Source organism: Enterobacter mori LMG 25706, assembly GCF_000211415.1.
GTDB classification, from domain to species: domain Bacteria; phylum Pseudomonadota; class Gammaproteobacteria; order Enterobacterales; family Enterobacteriaceae; genus Enterobacter; species Enterobacter mori.
In genome coordinates this window covers 685,561-703,370 of sequence record NZ_GL890775.1, presented here as the reverse complement: position 1 = coordinate 703,370, position 17,810 = coordinate 685,561, and the positions used below count along the sequence as shown (strand labels likewise).

At 55.6% G+C, this 17,810-nt stretch carries 12 protein-coding genes; 5 read left to right on the top strand and 7 right to left on the bottom strand.

Translation table 11 applies throughout. The features are described 5' to 3' along the window. Positions 1–7: 7 nt before the first annotated feature. The 6 genes from dmsA to lrp form a co-directional block, all read right to left on the bottom strand. Complete coding sequence (gene dmsA, locus ENTMO_RS0108370; RefSeq protein ID WP_010429211.1) at positions 8–2,452, bottom strand: dimethylsulfoxide reductase subunit A; 2,445 nt, start codon at positions 2,450–2,452, stop codon at positions 8–10. Between the two features lie 211 nt (positions 2,453–2,663). Beyond that, positions 2,664–3,956 carry a serine--tRNA ligase gene (gene serS / locus ENTMO_RS0108365; RefSeq protein WP_010429208.1) on the bottom strand — a complete coding sequence of 431 codons (1,293 nt, stop codon included), beginning with the start codon at positions 3,954–3,956 and terminating at the stop codon, positions 2,664–2,666. Positions 3,957–4,047: 91 nt separating this feature from the next. Then, a complete protein-coding gene (gene rarA / locus ENTMO_RS0108360; RefSeq protein ID WP_010429205.1) occupies positions 4,048–5,391 on the bottom strand; it encodes a replication-associated recombination protein RarA in 1,344 nt (447 codons plus the stop codon). 9 nt (positions 5,392–5,400) lie between these two features. Beyond that, positions 5,401–6,015 (bottom strand): outer membrane lipoprotein chaperone LolA, encoded by a 615-nt coding sequence (gene lolA, locus ENTMO_RS0108355; RefSeq protein ID WP_010429202.1) that lies wholly within the window; start codon positions 6,013–6,015, stop codon positions 5,401–5,403. Positions 6,016–6,143: 128 nt separating this feature from the next. Next, positions 6,144–9,782 carry a DNA translocase FtsK 4TM domain-containing protein gene (locus tag ENTMO_RS0108350; protein ID WP_029485021.1) on the bottom strand — a complete coding sequence of 1,213 codons (3,639 nt, stop codon included), beginning with the start codon at positions 9,780–9,782 and terminating at the stop codon, positions 6,144–6,146. A 136-nt stretch (positions 9,783–9,918) separates the two neighbouring features. Next, complete coding sequence (gene lrp / locus ENTMO_RS0108345; RefSeq protein ID WP_002439523.1) at positions 9,919–10,413, bottom strand: leucine-responsive transcriptional regulator Lrp; 495 nt, start codon at positions 10,411–10,413, stop codon at positions 9,919–9,921. A gap of 736 nt (positions 10,414–11,149) precedes the next feature. On the opposite strand from lrp, the gene trxB reads away from it, so the two are divergent. The 5 genes from trxB (at position 11,150) to infA (ending at position 16,974) form a co-directional block, all read left to right on the top strand. Next, positions 11,150–12,118 (top strand): thioredoxin-disulfide reductase, encoded by a 969-nt coding sequence (trxB, locus tag ENTMO_RS0108340; protein ID WP_010429185.1) that lies wholly within the window; start codon positions 11,150–11,152, stop codon positions 12,116–12,118. A gap of 114 nt (positions 12,119–12,232) precedes the next feature. Further along, entirely contained in the window at positions 12,233–13,999 is a 1,767-nt protein-coding gene (cydD, locus tag ENTMO_RS0108335) for a heme ABC transporter permease/ATP-binding protein CydD (RefSeq protein ID WP_010429180.1), read from the top strand. Then, a complete protein-coding gene (gene cydC, locus ENTMO_RS0108330) occupies positions 13,999–15,720 on the top strand; it encodes a heme ABC transporter ATP-binding protein/permease CydC (protein WP_010429177.1) in 1,722 nt (573 codons plus the stop codon). The genes cydD and cydC overlap by 1 nt, the downstream gene beginning before the upstream one ends. Before the next feature lie 46 nt (positions 15,721–15,766). After that, positions 15,767–16,471, top strand: coding sequence for a leucyl/phenylalanyl-tRNA--protein transferase (aat, locus tag ENTMO_RS0108325; protein ID WP_010429175.1), 705 nt, complete (start codon positions 15,767–15,769; stop codon positions 16,469–16,471). A gap of 284 nt (positions 16,472–16,755) precedes the next feature. Continuing rightward, positions 16,756–16,974 (top strand): translation initiation factor IF-1, encoded by a 219-nt coding sequence (gene infA, locus ENTMO_RS0108320; RefSeq protein WP_002211347.1) that lies wholly within the window; start codon positions 16,756–16,758, stop codon positions 16,972–16,974. A gap of 77 nt (positions 16,975–17,051) precedes the next feature. Here infA and ENTMO_RS0108315 read toward each other — a convergent pair whose 3' ends face one another. Further along, a complete protein-coding gene (locus tag ENTMO_RS0108315; protein WP_010429172.1) occupies positions 17,052–17,492 on the bottom strand; it encodes a hypothetical protein in 441 nt (146 codons plus the stop codon). Positions 17,493–17,810 lie beyond the last annotated feature (318 nt).

Here is a 17,810-nt window from a genome sequence, read left to right as displayed (position 1 = left end):
TTACTCCTTACACCTTTTCAACCTGAACAAGGTTCGTGTGGGGCGGGTTGCCCTTCGCCAGTGGCGACGGCCGCTGTGTGGTCAGTACGTTAATACTGCCCGCCTGGTCAATGCGGTTTGCATCCGGGTTATACCAGGCCCCTTCCCCCAGCGCGACAACGCCAGGCATCATGCGCGGAGTGACTTTGGCTTCGATATGTACCTCACCACGACCATTGAAGATGCGTACGCGGTCACCATTGTTGATTCCACGTGCTTTGGCATCCACCGGGTTGATCCACATCTCCTGGCGGCACGCGGTTTTCAGTACATCGACGTTGCCGTAGGTTGAGTGGACGCGGGCCTTGTAATGGAAACCGGTCAGCTGAAGCGGGAATTTCGCGGTAAGTGGATCGTTGTAGTTTTCGAAACCCGGCGTGTAGATTGGCAGTGGATCGATAACATCCCCTTCCGGCAGATCCCAGGTGGAGGCAATTTTTGCCAGCTCTTCGGAGTAAATTTCGATTTTGCCCGACGGTGTGGTCAGCGGGTTAGCCTGCGGGTCTTCGCGGAAGGCTTTGTACGCCACGTGATGCCCTTCAGGGTCACGCTGTTTGTACATCCCCTGCTTGCGGAAGGTGTCGAAGTCCGGCAGGTCAGGGATAGCGTTACGAGAGAGCTCGTGCAGATGGCGCATCCACCCTTCCTGCGTCCTCCCCTCGGTAAACTGCTGCTCTACGCCAAGACGCTTCGCCAGCTCTGAGGTCATCTCATAGATGGTTTTGCACTCGAAGCGCGGTTTAATCGCCTGGTCGGTAAAGATCACGTAGGACATGTTGCCGCAGGAGGCATCCAGGGCGAAATCCATCTGCTCTGACGCGGTACAGTCCGGCAGCAGGATATCGGCATATTTCGCCGACGATGTCATGTGGCAGTCAATCACCACAATCATTTCGCACTTCTTGTCATCCTGCAGGATTTCATGGGTACGGTTGATTTCGGAGTGCTGGTTGATAAGACAGTTGCCGGCATAGTTCCAGATCATCTTGATCGGCACATCCAGCTTGTCTTTGCCACGCACCCCGTCGCGCAGCGCGGTCATCTCAGGACCACGTTCGATTGCATCCGTCCACATAAACATGGAGATGCTGGTCTGCACGGGGTTGTCCAGCGTCGGCATGCGTTCAAACGGCAGCGAATACGAGCCTTCACGGGCGCCGGTATTCCCGCCGTGAACACCAACGTTGCCGGTCAAAATGGAGAGCATGGAGATTGCGCGGGTCGCGATTTCGCCATTGGCGTGACGCTGCGGCCCCCAGCCCTGGCTGATGTAGGCCGGTTTGGCTGAGCCAATCTCACGCGCCAGCTGAACAATACGCTCAACCGGTATCCCGGTGATGGTGGACGCCCACTCTGGCGTTTTCGCCACGCCGTCACTGCCCTGACCGAGAATATACGCCTTATAGTGGCCATTGGCAGGCGCGCTGGCGGGCAGCGTTTTCTCGTCATAGCCGACGCAGTATTTATCCAGAAAAGGCTGATCAACGAGGTTTTCGGTGATCATTACCCATGCCAGCGCGGAGACCAGCGCCGCATCGGTACCCGGACGGATTGGGATCCACTCGTCTTCACGTCCGGCACCGGTGTCGGTGTAGCGCGGATCGATGATGATCATGCGGGCATTGGATTTGGCGCGGGCCTGTTCGAGGTAGTAGGTCACCCCGCCGCCGCTCATGCGCGTTTCACCCGGGTTGTTACCGAAGAGTACGACCAGCTTACTGTTTTCGATATCAGACGGGCTGTTACCGTCGGCCCAGCCACCGTAGGTGTAGTTGAGACCTGCCGCAATCTGCGCGGAAGAGTAGTCGCCGTAGTGGTTGAGATAACCGCCGCAGCAGTTCATCAAGCGTGCTACCAGCGTTTTTCCCGGCGGCCAGGATCGCGTCATCGTGCCGCCGAGCGTCCCGGTGCCGTAGTTCAGGTAGATGGACTCGTTGCCATACTCTTTGATCAGACGCTGCATGTTGGTCGCGATAATATCGTAGGCTTCGTCCCAGCTAATGCGCTCGAACTTCCCTTCCCCACGCTTACCGACACGCTTCATCGGGTATTTAAGACGATCCGGGTTATAGACGCGGCGACGCATGGAGCGCCCGCGCAGGCAGGCGCGAACCTGATGTAACCCTTCATAGTTATCGTCCCCGGTGTTATCGGTTTCGACATATTTAATTTCACCATCCACCACATGCATGCGCAGTGGACAACGGCTACCGCAGTTAACGGTACATGCACTCCGGACCACTTTTTCCGGCGCTGAGGCTGGGGATAATGTGTCCGCCGCCGATGCTAGTCGGGTAAAAGGGAGCGTGAAGGCGCTGCTGGCTACAGCCAGGCCGCCAATTGCCGTGGTTTTCATCAACCCACGGCGAGTGACCTCGGCAGCCATTAACGCTTCAGGCGCTTTGATTTTCATAAAGACTCACTTTGGTTGCTCACAAAGAAAAGAGAGGCGGCATAGACCGCTATATAGTTTTATATAGAACGAATTTCTGCGTTATCAGCTTTTTATGCTGACTTTCATTCGGAGGAGTATTACTACTTTAGAGGGAGAGATTATTGAGTCGTATCAATTAGCAGGCATAAAAAAAGCGCCCTGAGGCGCTTTCTTGTTTTAAGACATATTATTAGCCGATGAACTGCTGGCCCTTCATGTAGGGACGCAGCACTTCCGGGATCTCAATACGTCCGTCTGCCTGCTGATAGTTTTCCAGCACGGCAACCAGCGTACGACCCACAGCGAGACCAGAACCGTTCAGTGTGTGCACCAGACGGGTTTTCTTGTCGGACTTGCTGCGGCAGCGAGCCTGCATGCGGCGCGCCTGGAAATCCCAGACGTTAGAGCAAGAGGAGATTTCACGGTAGGTGTTCTGCGCAGGTACCCAAACTTCCAGGTCGAAGGTTTTGCAGGCACCAAAGCCCATGTCGCCGGTGCACAGCGCCATACGGCGGTACGGCAGACCCAGCAGCTCCAGCACTTTCTCAGCGTGGCCGGTCATCTCTTCCAGCGCGTCCATAGACTCTTCCGGACGGACGATCTGCACCATCTCAACTTTGTCGAACTGGTGCATACGGATCAGACCGCGCGTGTCGCGACCGTAAGATCCTGCTTCAGAACGGAAGCACGGAGAGTGTGCGGTCAGTTTGATTGGCAGGTCGTCTTCGTCGATGATCTCATCACGCACGAGGTTAGTCAGCGGCACTTCCGCGGTTGGGATCAGCGCATAGTTGCTGCTGTCTGCTTCCTCGTCCAGCGGACGGGTGTGGAACAGATCGCCGGCAAATTTCGGCAGCTGACCCGTACCGTACAGCGTATCGTGGTTAACCAGATACGGAACGTAGGTTTCGCTGTAACCATGCTGTTCAGTGTGCAGATCCAGCATGAACTGTGCCAGCGCACGGTGCAGATGAGCAATCTGACCTTTCATGACCACGAAGCGAGAACCGGTCAGCTTAACCGCCGCCGCAAAGTCCAGGCCCGCGTGCATTTCGCCCAGGGTCACGTGATCGCGAACCTCGAAGTCGAACTCGCGAGGCGTGCCCCAGCGTTTCACTTCAACGTTGTCGTTTTCATCTTTGCCGACAGGCACACTGTCGTCAGGAATATTCGGGATAGCCAGGGCGATATCACGAATTTCGGTCTGAAGAACGTCCAGTTCAGCTTTCGCCTGATCCAGCTCTTCACCCAGTTTGTTCACTTCCAGGCGTAATGGCTCAATATCTTCCCCGCGCGCTTTCGCCTGGCCGATGGATTTCGATCGAGAATTACGCTCTGCCTGCAGATTTTCAGTTTGTACCTGCAGAACTTTACGACGCTCTTCAAGAGCGCGCAGCTTATCTACATCCAGCTTAAAGCCCCGGCGTGCGAGTTTTTCAGCGACTGCGTCTGGCTCATTACGCAGCAGATTGGGATCGAGCATGCTTATCCTGTGCTTATCGAATTAAAATAGGAAAAGTGACCACAGCCTGCGGTCACAGGGATACAACGCCAACATTACCGCAACGATAGCGCTAACGGTAGCGTTTTATAGGGCTATTTTGATCCTGTCCGGCAAGCCAGGCGAGCTTTTCGCCAATCTTACCCTCAAGACCTCTGTTTGTGGGGTGATAATAGCGGGTTTGTGCCATCTCTGGCGGGAAATAGTCCTCTCCGGCGGCATAGGCATTGGGTTCGTCGTGGGCGTAACGATACTCCTGCCCGTACCCCATCTCTTTCATCAACTTTGTTGGTGCGTTACGCAGATGAACCGGCACATCATAGTCCGGACGCTCGCGCGCATCAGACATTGCTGCTTTGAAGGCGGTATAAACCGCATTGCTTTTCGGCGCGCAGGCCAGATAGACAATCGCCTGCGCAATGGCACGCTCGCCTTCGGCAGGCCCAACGCGTGTGAAACAATCCCAGGCGGAGATAGCCACCTGCATGGCGCGCGGGTCGGCATTACCGACGTCTTCTGATGCAATCGCCAGACAGCGACGTGCGACATACAGCGGATCGCCACCTGCGGTAATAATGCGCGCGTACCAGTAGAGCGCCGCATCCGGGGCACTACCGCGCACGGACTTATGCAGCGCCGAGATTAGGTCGTAAAAACGATCGCCTTTATTATCAAAACGCGCGCTTCGCTCACCGGCTATTTCGGTGAGCAATTCAGGCTTCAGCACCCGCTTGCCGGAATCATCTATTTCGGCCATATCGGCCATCATTTCCAGCGTGTTCAGAGCCCGACGCGCATCGCCGTTAACCAACTGAGCAATCGCGAGGCGCGTCTCATCCGGTAGAACGATGTCTTGTCCGCCGTAACCCCGCGCTTTGTCATCCATCGCCTGGGTGAGCACCTTTTCGATATCGTCGGTAGTCAGCGATTTGAGCAGGTAAACGCGCGCACGGGAAAGAAGTGCTGAGTTAAGTTCAAAGGATGGGTTTTCCGTGGTGGCACCGATGAAGAAGATCGTGCCGTCTTCAATATGCGGCAGGAAGGCATCCTGCTGGCTCTTGTTGAAGCGGTGAACTTCGTCCACGAAGAGGATAGTCCGGCGTCCTGCATTGCGGTTCTGCCGCGCACGCTCGATCGCTTCGCGGATCTCCTTCACGCCGGAGGTCACGGCAGAAATCCGCTCAACGTCCGCGTTTGCATATCGGGCGATCACTTCAGCGAGGGTCGTTTTACCGGTGCCTGGAGGCCCCCAGAGGATCATCGAGTGCAGATGCCCGGCCTCAATGGCGCGTGGCAACGGTTTCCCGGCAGCCAGCAGATGCTGCTGGCCGATGTACTGCGCTAAATTTTCTGGCCGCATACGAGCGGCCAGAGGTTGAAACGCATTATCTGAAAAATCGAGCGACAGATTGCCCACTCATGCCTCTTACTTATTGCGTTGGTCATCCACCGTTACGCCCTGCGGCGGGGTAAAGGTGAATTTTGATGCATCAACAGCGCCGTTTTGCTGCGTTTTCAGCTGGTAGCTGCTGCGCTGGTCATCTTGCTCAACCGCACCGAACTGATTGATCGTGCCGTTGCTGCTCACGTTAATGGTGAACTGCTTCAGGTTGCCGTTGCTGCCTTTCGGCGTCAGGACAAACTCATCACCGTTTTGTTTGATGTTGTACTGCTGCCAGTCGCTGGACTGGTTGCGGGCAATCAGCATAAACGGCGTATTGCTGGTCGCATCTTTCAGCCAGGTCGCCGTGGCTTGTTCAACAAACGGGTTGAAGAACCACAGGGTTTTACCGTCAGACACCAGGATACTCTCATCCGGCTGGGTCATGTGCCAGTTGAAGAGATTTGGGCGTTTTACCCACAAATCTCCCTGGCCTTCCTGCACCGCGTTGCCGCTGCCGTCAGTCACTTTTTGCGTGAAGCTGGCGTGGAAGCTGCTTACTTTATCCAGTCGGCTTTTAAGGTCGCTGGCTGCATCAGCCCAGACGCTGCTGGCAACAAAACTGGTGAGTAAAGCACAGGCGATAGCGATTTTTTTCATTGTTATTCCTTAAAATACGTCTTCCCGATATGGGGTTTCCGTCTTCTATTCTGGCCCTGCCCGAAGGCAGGCGACAGAAGAAAATGCTTAATTTTGGCTGATTTACCCTTCTTTGCAATCGCTGAAGGTTAATCAAACGGCGGCGGAGCCAGCACCTCGCGGTTACCGTTATGCCCCTGCTCGCTCACAATCCCCTGCGCTTCCATCTGCTCGATGATACGCGCCGCGCGGTTGTAGCCGATACGGAACTGACGCTGCACGCCAGAGATGGACGCTTTGCGTTTTTCGGTCACGAAGTTAACCGCCTGATCGAATAACGGATCCAGCTCTTCACCGCCGTCAAAGCCACCGCCGCCGCCTTCGCTCTCGCTGTCAGAGGTGATCCCGTCCACGTATTGTGGACGACCGCGCGCTTTCCAGTCCTGCACGACAGCGTGAACTTCCTCATCGCGGACAAATGCACCGTGGACACGCACCGGCGAGGTGGAGTTCGGACCTGAGTAAAGCATATCCCCCATGCCCAGCAGCGACTCAGCGCCGCCCTGGTCAAGAATGGTACGGGAGTCAATTTTACTTGATACGGTAAACGCAATACGCGTCGGAATGTTCGCTTTGATAAGCCCAGTAATAACGTCCACGGAAGGACGCTGCGTCGCCAGCACAAGGTGAATACCCGCCGCACGCGCTTTCTGCGCCAGACGAGCAATCAGCTCTTCCACTTTCTTACCGACGGTCATCATCAGGTCAGCGAACTCATCAACCAGCACGACGATATAAGGCAGTCTTTCCAGCACCGGATGCTGGGCATCCATGCTGTCACCCGGCTTCCAGTAAGGATCCGGAATAGGACGTCCCATGCGCATAGCCTGGGCGATTTTCTCGTTATAACCGGCCAGGTTACGCACGCCCAGCGCAGACATCAGCTTGTAGCGGCGTTCCATCTCATTGACGCTCCAGCGCAGGGCGTTGGCGGCGTCTTTCATGTCCGTCACCACTTCCGTGAGCAGATGCGGAATACCTTCGTAGACCGACAGTTCGAGCATTTTCGGGTCGATCATGATGAAACGCACATCTTCCGGCTGCGCTTTGTATAGCATGCTGAGGATCATGGCGTTAACGCCAACTGACTTACCGGAACCGGTGGTACCGGCAACCAGCAGGTGAGGCATTTTCGCGAGATCTGCCACCACCGGATCGCCTGCGATATCTTTACCCAGCACCACGGTCAGCGGGGACGGGTTATCGCGGAACTTGGTGTTATCCAGCACTTCTCGAAGGTAAACGGTCTGACGTTTCTTGTTCGGCAGCTCAAGGCCAACGTACGGCTTGCCTGGGATCACTTCCACCACACGTACCGCAACGGTCGACAGGGAACGCGCCAGGTCTCGTGACAGGTTAGAAATACGCGCTGCTTTTACGCCTGGCGCCAGATTCAGTTCGAATCGCGTGATCACCGGACCCGGTGAGTAGTTCACCACATCCGCCTTGATGCGGAAATCAGCCAGACGGGCTTCGACCAGACGCGCCATTTGTTCGAGCGCAAAGGTATCAACCGGCTCCACTTCTGACGGTGGCGGCGTTAACAGATCCAGCGACGGCAGCGGCGTGCTTGGGCGCTGCAGCGGACGGCTATCGCCGTTACGCATCAGCAGCGGGTGAATAAGGCTTTCCTGCGGCTGAGGCGCAGGCTGCTGGAACTGCGGCGGCTGTGGCGCAGGCTGCTGTGGCTGCTGCGTGTAAGCCTGAGGTGCAGGCTGCTGGCGCACGGGTTCAGCGTCCGGCATTACGCTCGGCGTAAACAACGGTTCGCTTGGGCCATCATCCACCAGATCTTTCATCGGTGAGAATTCAAAATCCGTCAGCGAGAACGGGTTCGCGCCCGAAGGCTGTTCACCAGAATAACGCTGCTGCTGCGTAGCGGCGAACTGGCGGGCTAATTCCGCTTCTGCCGCATCGTCTTCATCTTCCTGGATTTGCTCGTCGTGCTGATATTCTTCACCGTAACGCTGATTTTGCTGCGCGGCGAACTGACGCGCCAGCTCATCCTGATGAAGTTCATCGGCGTCGTCTTCATAGTCCGATTCACGCGCTTTTTCCTCAGCCATACGCTGGGAAGGCAGCTTGATACCGTAGGAAGCCAGCTCGCGGCGCGTGGGCACACGTACGCGATTAGGACGAGGCAATTGCGGGCCAATGCCCTCTTTCACCTGAGGACGAGGCGCGCCGCCGGTCGCCAGGCTAAAGACTGGTGCCGCAGCGGCGGCAGCGACAGAGGCTTGCTTCACGCTCTCTGCCACAGGCGTTGGATCTACTGGCGGTACGGAAACGGAAGGCGCTTTTGTGACAGGCTCTTGCACCGGCTCCGGCACAGGTTGATACCAGGCTGCCAGCTGCTCGCGCTCACGGGCGCGGCGCTCTTCCACTTCTTCAAAGTAGTACAGTGGTGGACGAGATGGTTTCGCCTCTTCCGCCACGTCAGGCTCAGGTTGTGCGTATGGCTGCGCAGGTTCAACCGGTTCCGGTACATACGGCTGTGCGACCGGTTGCTCATATTCCGGGTACCCCTGTGGTTCATACACAGGCTCCGGCTGATAAGGCTGCTGCCATTGCTCCTGCTGCACAGGAACATAGCTTTCTGGTTCAGGCGCAATAACAGGTTCCGGGGTGTGAACACCCGGTGCAGTCTGCCAGTCAACCTGAGGTTGCTGGATAACCGACTCCGGTGCCGGAACAGGCGCGGAGGGCATTACGGCTTCCGCTGGCGCAACGAAAGCCTGCGCTGCCGTGGTAGCGGCAGCAGCGGCTGCGACCGGCTCTGTCACTGAATGACCATTCAGCAGCGGATCGTACTCATCAAAATCGCCCGGCATCGCACGATTGCCGGAGAACAGAACATCATCAGGATCGACGGCGGCGCCCGCCGCACGGTACTCAACCTGCTCGTCTTCATCCATGCGTTTGCCGGAGAAGAGCGCCGCATCTGTTTTACGCCCAAGCGGATTGGCAAATTTTTCAGCGACGCGCTGACGACGCGCGAGCGCGCCACGAAGAATACGGGCCCGACGAGATTCACGACGCTGTACCGGCGCCTCGTCTTCCTCTTCGTACTCATCTTCATATTCGTCTTCATCGACCCATGTATCGTCACGACGGGTACGGTTACTGGCGAAAGTGAGGATAGTGAGAATAAAGCTGCCGATCTTCTCGGCGATGCTCACCCACGACCAGCCAGTAAACAGGGTCAACCCTGCGGCCCAGATGCAAAGCAGCGTCAGGGTACCTCCGCTGCTGTGAAGCATCGGCTGCAGGGCGGAACTCAGCAGGCTGCCGATGACGCCACCGGAGGCGAAGTACCAGATATCGTCGGCGTTTATAGCCGCCAGCCCGCACGATGTGAGGATCAATGCCAGCGCGCCAATCAGGCGCAGCGATACCGCGAAGTAATCGATGTAGTCGTCATTCTGACGATGACGCCAGGCAAACCAGCATCCGCCAATGATAATGACGGGAATGGTATAGGCCATCACACCGAAAATGAAAAAGAGCGTGTCCGCAAGCCAGGCACCCGGTACACCGCCTAAATTATGAATAGGCTCATGCCATGCGGTTTGCGACCAGCTGGGATCGGAGGGGTTGAAACTGAGTAAGGCTGCCATCAGCCAGACGGCGAAAAGGGCAATAACCAACAGCAAAGCCTCGAGGAGACGACGTCCGCTGCTTAGCTTCGATAGTGTGACTTCTTTGTCTTCAGTGTATTCCTGGCTCAAGAAAGGCTCTCCAGGTATCAGGCATATCCTGCCTGTTTGCTAAAACGGACAACAGCGCCGGGGACTCCCCGGCACTGTTGCTGTATGGATTAACAGGAGTGTAATCAAACTACGCTGATTTTGCACCTGTTCCGTGTTAGCGCGTCTTAATTACCAGACGATTGCTCTGTTTAACCTCTTCCATCACCACATACGTACGGGTGTCGTTCACGCCCGGCAGACGCAGCAAGGTTTCACCCAGCAGCTTACGGTAGGCGGACATATCAGGCACGCGGGTTTTCAACAGGTAGTCGAAATCACCGGAAACCAGATGACACTCTTGAATTTCTTCAAGTTTTTGTACAGCGGAGTTGAATTGTTCAAACACATCCGGCGCACCACGATTCAGAGTAATCTCAACAAATACCAGAAGTGAGGCATCCAGATAATGCGGGTTAAGCAGAGCCGTATAGCCCTGAATAAAACCCTGTCTTTCCAGTCGGCGCACACGCTCAAGGCACGGCGTCGGGGAAAGTCCCACACGTTTTGAAAGCTCGACGTTGGAAATACGCCCATCCTTTTGCAATTCATTAAGAATGTTACGATCGATACGGTCGAGATCTTTGCCAGGGCGCTTCTTGCTATCTACCATTATTATTGTCTCTCTGTATTCCTTCCCTACTCCTGCCTGGACCCTGTGCACATCACTGTTCAGAGCCTGTACCCGTTAGTCATCACATCGCCTGGTTATGTATTATATCCGTCATACTTCAAGTTGCCTGTGCGTTGGCTTGACTCGGCCTGTGGCCTCGCCCCTTCGGGGCCAGCGCAAGCGCTGTTCAAACTGGCCAGGCCAGTTTGTCCTCGCTCACCCCAGTCACGTACTGATGTACGCTCCCGGGGATTCGCTGCGTCGCCGCCTTCATGCAACTCGAATTATTAGGCTATAGACGCGATGCGGATTCGGGTTCTGTTGGTAAGAAGACCGTTGCCCGAAGGCAGTCACCGACATCACGTATGGCGTCTGTCCACGCCATGCGTAGATTTCACTGACACGGTAAAAATGGCATTTACGTGCATGCCTATGCGGCACACGGTTAACGCGGTTTTTTTTCTTCCTTGAATGTTTTCGCAAAAGCGCAGGTGATTGTCAAAGCAAAACATCGATTTTTAGTACAACATGCCGGATATTCATTACGGCAGGGTATTAATCGTCATTTTATTGCCTTATAAACGACCGGATTTCAGGCGAAATAGTGATGTTATAGCGCCTCATTCATCGTCCGTGGCTATTACACAGATTGATATCAAAATTGCTGCGCTCTTTTTTTACGGCAACAAATTCCCTACAATCCAGCCAAATGTCTGCCAACAACAATGGGGATCTCATGGGCACGGCCAAACACAGTAAGCTGCTAATCCTTGGTTCTGGACCTGCGGGATATACCGCAGCGGTCTATGCTGCACGCGCTAACCTGCACCCGGTGCTCATCACCGGTATGGAAAAAGGCGGTCAGCTGACCACCACCACCGAAGTGGAAAACTGGCCAGGGGACCCGAACGACCTGACCGGGCCGCTGCTGATGGAACGTATGCACGAGCATGCCGCCAAATTCGAAACTGAAATTCTGTTCGACCACATCAATAAGGTCGATCTGCAGAACCGTCCTTTCCGCCTGACCGGCGACAGCGGCGAATACACCTGTGACGCGCTGATCATCGCCACCGGCGCCTCTGCCCGTTACCTTGGTCTGCCATCTGAAGAAGCGTTCAAGGGCCGCGGCGTATCTGCCTGCGCTACCTGCGACGGTTTCTTCTATCGCAATCAGAAAGTCGCCGTGATCGGCGGCGGTAACACCGCAGTGGAAGAAGCGCTCTACCTGGCAAACATCGCCTCTGAAGTGCACCTGATCCACCGTCGCGACACCTTCCGCGCTGAGAAGATCCTGATCAAACGCCTGATGGATAAAGTGGCAAGCGGCAACATCGTGCTTCACACCCACCGTACCCTGGAAGAGGTCACGGGCGACCAGATGGGCGTTGCCGGTCTGCGTCTGCGCGATACCCAGAACACTGATAACATCGAGTCGCTGGAAGTGGCGGGCCTGTTTGTGGCGATCGGTCACAGCCCGAACACCGCGATCTTCGACGGTCAGCTGGAGCTGGAAAACGGCTACATCAAAGTGCAGTCCGGCATTCACGGTAACGCGACCCAGACCAGCATCCCGGGCGTGTTCGCGGCTGGCGACGTGATGGACCATATTTATCGTCAGGCGATTACCTCTGCGGGCACCGGCTGTATGGCCGCGCTGGACGCTGAACGCTACCTCGACGGACTGGCTGAACAAGGTAAATAATCTTTACAAGTCAGTAACAAACGTAAATAAAGGCGGCCACAGGTCGCCTTTATTTTTCCCCACGTGTAACATGCAGTGGTCTAATTTCTTATAACGTCACCTGCAAAGTACGCAATGGAAAAAACCCGTCAACAAGAGTTAACACGCTGGCTTAAACAGCAAAGCGTTCTTTCCCGCCGCTGGCTCATGATTTCCCGTCTTCTGGGACTCATCAGTGGTTTGTTGATTGTTGCCCAGGCATGGCTGCTGGCCCGCATTCTTAATCATATGATCATGGAGAACATTCCGCGTGAAGCGCTCCTGTTGCCCTTTATTGTCCTGATTCTGGTTTTTATCCTTCGTGCGTGGGTAGTCTGGCTGCGTGAACGCGTTGGTTTTCATGCCGGACAGCATATCCGCTACGAGATCCGCCGTAAGGTCCTGGATCGTCTTCAGGAGGCCGGGCCTGCCTGGATCCAGGGTAAACCTGCGGGGAGCTGGGCGACGCTGATCCTTGAACAGATCGACGATATGCACGACTACTACGCCCGCTACCTGCCGCAGATGGCGCTGGCCGTTTGCGTACCGCTGCTGATACTGATTGCGATTTTCCCGACCAACTGGGTAGCGGCGCTGATCCTGCTGGGTACCGCCCCGCTTATCCCGCTGTTTATGGCGATGGTCGGGATGGGAGCGGCGGATGCTAACCGTCGTAACTTCCTCGCGCTGGGCCGCCTGAGCGGGCATTTCCTTGACCGGCTGCGCGGAATGGAAACCCTGCGTATTTTTGGCCGGGGTGAAGCGGAAACGGAAAATATTCGCCTGGCGTCTCAGGATTTCCGTCAGCGCACCATGGAGGTGCTGCGTCTCGCATTTCTCTCCTCTGGCGTGCTTGAATTCTTCACTTCGCTGTCGATTGCCCTTGTGGCGGTCTACTTCGGGTTTTCTTACCTCGGCGCGCTGGATTTCGGTCACTACGGCACAGCCGTAACGCTTTCAGCAGGTTTCCTGGCATTGATCCTGGCTCCGGAGTTTTTCCAGCCGCTGCGAGATCTTGGCACCTTTTACCATGCCAAAGCACAGGCGGTTGGCGCGGCCGATAGCCTGAAAACCTTCCTTGAAACACCGCTGGCGCATCCCGAGCGTGGAGACATCGTTCTGAACGCCAAAGAGCCCGTGACGATTGAGGCGAAGGATTTTTCTGTTCTGTCACCTGAAGGCAAAGTGCTGGCAGGTCCGCTCAACTTTACCCTGCCTGCCGGGCAGCGCGTGGTGCTGGTCGGAACCAGTGGCTCAGGGAAAAGCTCGCTGTTAAATGCACTCTCCGGCTTTATGGCTTACACCGGTTCGCTGTGCATTAATAAAACTGAGTTGTGCGATTTGGAGCCTGATGCCTGGCGCAAACAGCTGAGCTGGGTAGGACAAAACCCGCAGCTTCCGGCTTCCACGCTACGCGAAAACGTGCTTCTGGCTCGCCCGGACGCGCGGGAAGACGAGTTGCAATCGGTCCTCGATCGCGCCTGGGTTAGCGAGTTTCTGCCGCTGCTCCCGCAGGGCGTGGATACGGTCGTTGGCGACCAGTCTGCCGGGCTGTCCGTAGGGCAAGCGCAGCGTGTGGCTGTTGCCCGCGCGTTGTTGAATCCTTGCCAACTGATGTTGCTGGATGAGCCTGCCGCCAGCCTGGACGCGCACAGCGAACAACGCGTGATGGAAGCGCTTAATGCCGCATCACAGCAGCAAACCACGCTGATGGTCACCCACCAGCTTGAAGGCATCGCCGACTGGGACCAGATTTGGGTGATGGAAAACGGTCAACTCGTTGAGCAAGGCGATTATGCTTCACTCGTTGCCGCGCAGGGGCCTTTTGCAGCCCTTCTCGCGAATCGTCAGGAGGACATCTGATGCGTGCCCTGCTCCCTTATCTTGCCCTGTATAAGCGCCACAAATGGATGCTGACGTTGGGGATCGTGCTGGCGATTATTACCCTGCTCGCCAGCATCGGCCTGCTCACCCTTTCTGGCTGGTTCCTGTCTGCCTCTGCCGTTGCAGGTTTCGCCGGGCTCTACAGCTTTAACTACATGCTCCCGGCAGCAGGCGTACGTGGCACCGCCATTACCCGTACCGCCGGGCGTTACTTCGAGCGTCTGGTCAGCCATGACGCCACATTCCGCGTGCTCCAGCACCTGCGCATCTACACGTTCAGCAAGCTGCTCCCGCTCTCCCCTGCCGGGCTGGCGCGTTTTCGTCAGGGCGAATTGCTCAACCGCGTGGTTGCGGATGTCGATACGCTGGATCACCTCTATCTGCGCGTGATTTCACCGATAGTCGGCGCGTTTGTGGTGATTGTTGTCGTCACGCTGGGTCTGTGTGTTCTGGACGTCCCTATCGCGCTGACGCTCGGCGGCATTATGCTGCTGACGTTGATTATCCTGCCGCCGCTGTTCTATCGCGCCGGTAAATCCACCGGCGAAAGTCTGACGCGCCTGCGGGGAGAATATCGTCAGCAGTTGACCTCCTGGCTGCAGGGACAGGCAGAACTGACCATTTTCGGTGCCAGCAAGCGTTACCGCGCGCGTATGGAAAGTACGGAGTTGAACTGGCATGAAGCCCAGCGTCGACAGTCTGAACTCACGGCCTTCTCCCAGGCGTTGATGATGCTCATCGGCGGCGTGGCTGTTATCGCGATGCTGTGGATGGCCTCCGGCGGCGTGGGTGGAAATCTGCAGCCAGGCCCGCTGATTGCACTCTTTGTTTTCTGTGCACTGGCAGCCTTCGAAGCGCTGGCACCCGTGACGGGGGCCTTCCAGCATCTTGGACAGGTTATCGCCTCTGCCCTGCGCATCACGGAAATTGCCGAGCAGGAGCCAGAGGTGAAATTCACGGCTGAACAAAGTGCGGCTCCTGCGCAGGTTGCGCTGACGCTGAATAACGTCACCTTCGCCTATAACACACAGACGCAGAATGCACTTGAAGATATCAATCTCTCCGTTAACCCGGGCCAGCGCATTGCAATCCTTGGGCGGACCGGATGCGGTAAGTCAACGCTTCTGCAGCTGTTGACGCGCGCCTGGGATCCGCAGCACGGTCAGATTCTCTTTAACGCAGTGCCGCTGGTTGATTTCAGCGAGCAGATCTTACGCAAGACCGTCAGCGTTGTGCCACAGCGCGTGCATCTGTTTAGCGCCACGCTGCGCGACAACCTGCTGCTGGCAGCGCCGGACGCATCTGACGATGCACTTCGTACCACGCTAGAACAGGTCGGGCTGCATAAGCTGCTTGAGGACGAAGGTCTAAATAGCTGGCTGGGTGAAGGGGGTCGTCTCCTCTCCGGTGGCGAACTGCGTCGTCTGGCGATTGCCCGTGCGCTGCTGCACGATGCGCCGCTGATGCTGCTCGACGAGCCCACCGAAGGGCTGGACGCCACCACCGAAAGCCAAATTCTTGATTTACTGGCGAATGTTATGGCCGGTAAAACGGTGCTGATGGTGACGCATCGCCTGCGCGGACTGGCGAGTTTCGATCGGATAATTGTGATGGACAACGGACACATTATTGAGCAAGGTAGTCACGCAGAACTGTTGGCAAAACAGGGTCGCTACTACCAGTTTAAACAACGTCTGTAGACTATATTTGTACCGATCCTCACTCGCGTATTGGAGTTCTGCTGTCATGCGCCTGGTCCAGCTGTCTCGTCATAATATTGCGTTCCCTTCACCGGAGGGGGCGCTACGTGAACCTAACGGGTTGCTGGCACTGGGCGGCGATCTCAGCCCTGCTCGTCTGTTGATGGCTTATCAGCGCGGGATTTTTCCGTGGTTTTCTCCAGGCGACCCGATTTTATGGTGGTCACCCGATCCACGAGCCGTATTGTGGCCAGCGCAGTTTCACATTAGCCGCAGCATGAAGCGCTTTCACGCGAAGTCGCCGTATCGCGTAACCCTGAATCACGCTTTTGGTCAGGTCATTGAAGGCTGTGCTGAAGATCGGCACGAAGGTACATGGATCACTCGTGATATCATCACCGCCTATCACCAGTTGCATGAGCTGGGTTACGCGCATTCTATTGAAGTATGGGATGGGGGTGAGCTGATGGGCGGCATGTACGGCGTGGCTCAGGGAACGCTGTTTTGTGGGGAGTCGATGTTCTCGCGTGCAGTTAATGCCTCAAAAACGGCACTGCTGGTGTTCTGCGAGGAATTTGCCCAACGTGGCGGACGACTGATGGATTGCCAGGTGCTTAACGAGCATACCGCCTCGCTCGGCGCCGTCGAAATCTCCCGCCGCCACTACATTGAACATCTCGATAATTGTCGTCAGGAGAAGCTCCCGCGTGACTTCTGGGTACCGCGTACACTCTTTCTGCCCAATGCCTAAATGTTTTCCGCATATTTTTTATGAGGGTGTTATAATTATGCCGCAGAGTAGCTTCTGCCTGTTGCCCCGCCGCCGTTTGGGACCCTCGCTTCAGATAACGTCCTGACGTTTATCCTGTTGTTTCCCCTTTACGAATGCGCTTTCCGTTCGGTTGTACCGTGACGCTTGGGCAATGCGCTGAAACTGTTTTGCTGCGTTTTAAACGCGCAATTCTTTACTTAATTGATGAATTTCGGCATTATCTTGCCGGTTCAAAACTTGGTAGTGATACCCCAGAGGATTAGATGGCCAAAGAAGACAATATTGAAATGCAGGGTACCGTACTTGATACGTTGCCTAATACCATGTTTCGCGTAGAGCTGGAAAACGGTCACGTGGTAACTGCGCACATCTCCGGTAAAATGCGCAAAAACTACATCCGCATTTTAACGGGCGACAAAGTGACTGTTGAACTGACCCCGTACGACCTGAGCAAAGGCCGCATTGTCTTCCGTAGTCGCTAATTGTTTTCGCCTGTAATGGCAGATGAATATTTAAAAGGTCGGGATAATCCCGGCCTTTTTTATTTATGACTTTAGTGTTACTGCGTCGGAAGATGTATTGTCATCCACGGTTGTGCAGGAGCGATTAAATCCCCTGCCATAGAATGAGCCATGTCGTGAAGTAATCCCGTGAGATGCGGCAACATATCGTGGTCAAAATGCGACACCAGCAGCACATGGTTTAATGCCCGACAGTAGTTGCATTTTGTTTCTGTATCTTCCAGCAACCACTCTTTTTGTCGCGGTTGTTCCGCTTCGTCCTCAAATTCCACCACCTGAAAATCACGCATTGACTCTGTGAGGCCGGATTTCACCTCTTCCAGCCAGGCTCCGAGGCAACGGCAAACGGGCTGGGTTTGCGGGAGTGATTTGCAGTCGAGGAGGATTTCGGTGAGCAGTTTGCAGCGCTCGGCAAGGGTGGGGAGATCGGGGTTGAGGGAGAGTTCGGTGTAGAGTTGTGAAAAATTGTTATGTTCCATTTGGTTATGACTCCGTGTGAAATGATGAGATCTCCACCCGAACGCCAACTCAGGTGGCAGACTGAACCGGTTTGGCGTACCGACCCACACGGGAAAATCGGCGCTTCATTAGAAGCCCCGGTTCAGCCCACCATAATTGAGTCTGCGGATTATATCGCTAGCTTTCAAAAGTGTGAACGAACCTGATGATAGTTGACGTATCAACATCATTTCTCGTGTGTAATCAGGACGCCAATCCCGGCACCTGATTTTGCAGGTGCGCCGCCATTTTATTACTGTGTTTTTATCCAGCAACTGACTTCGAAAGAAAGTGGAAAG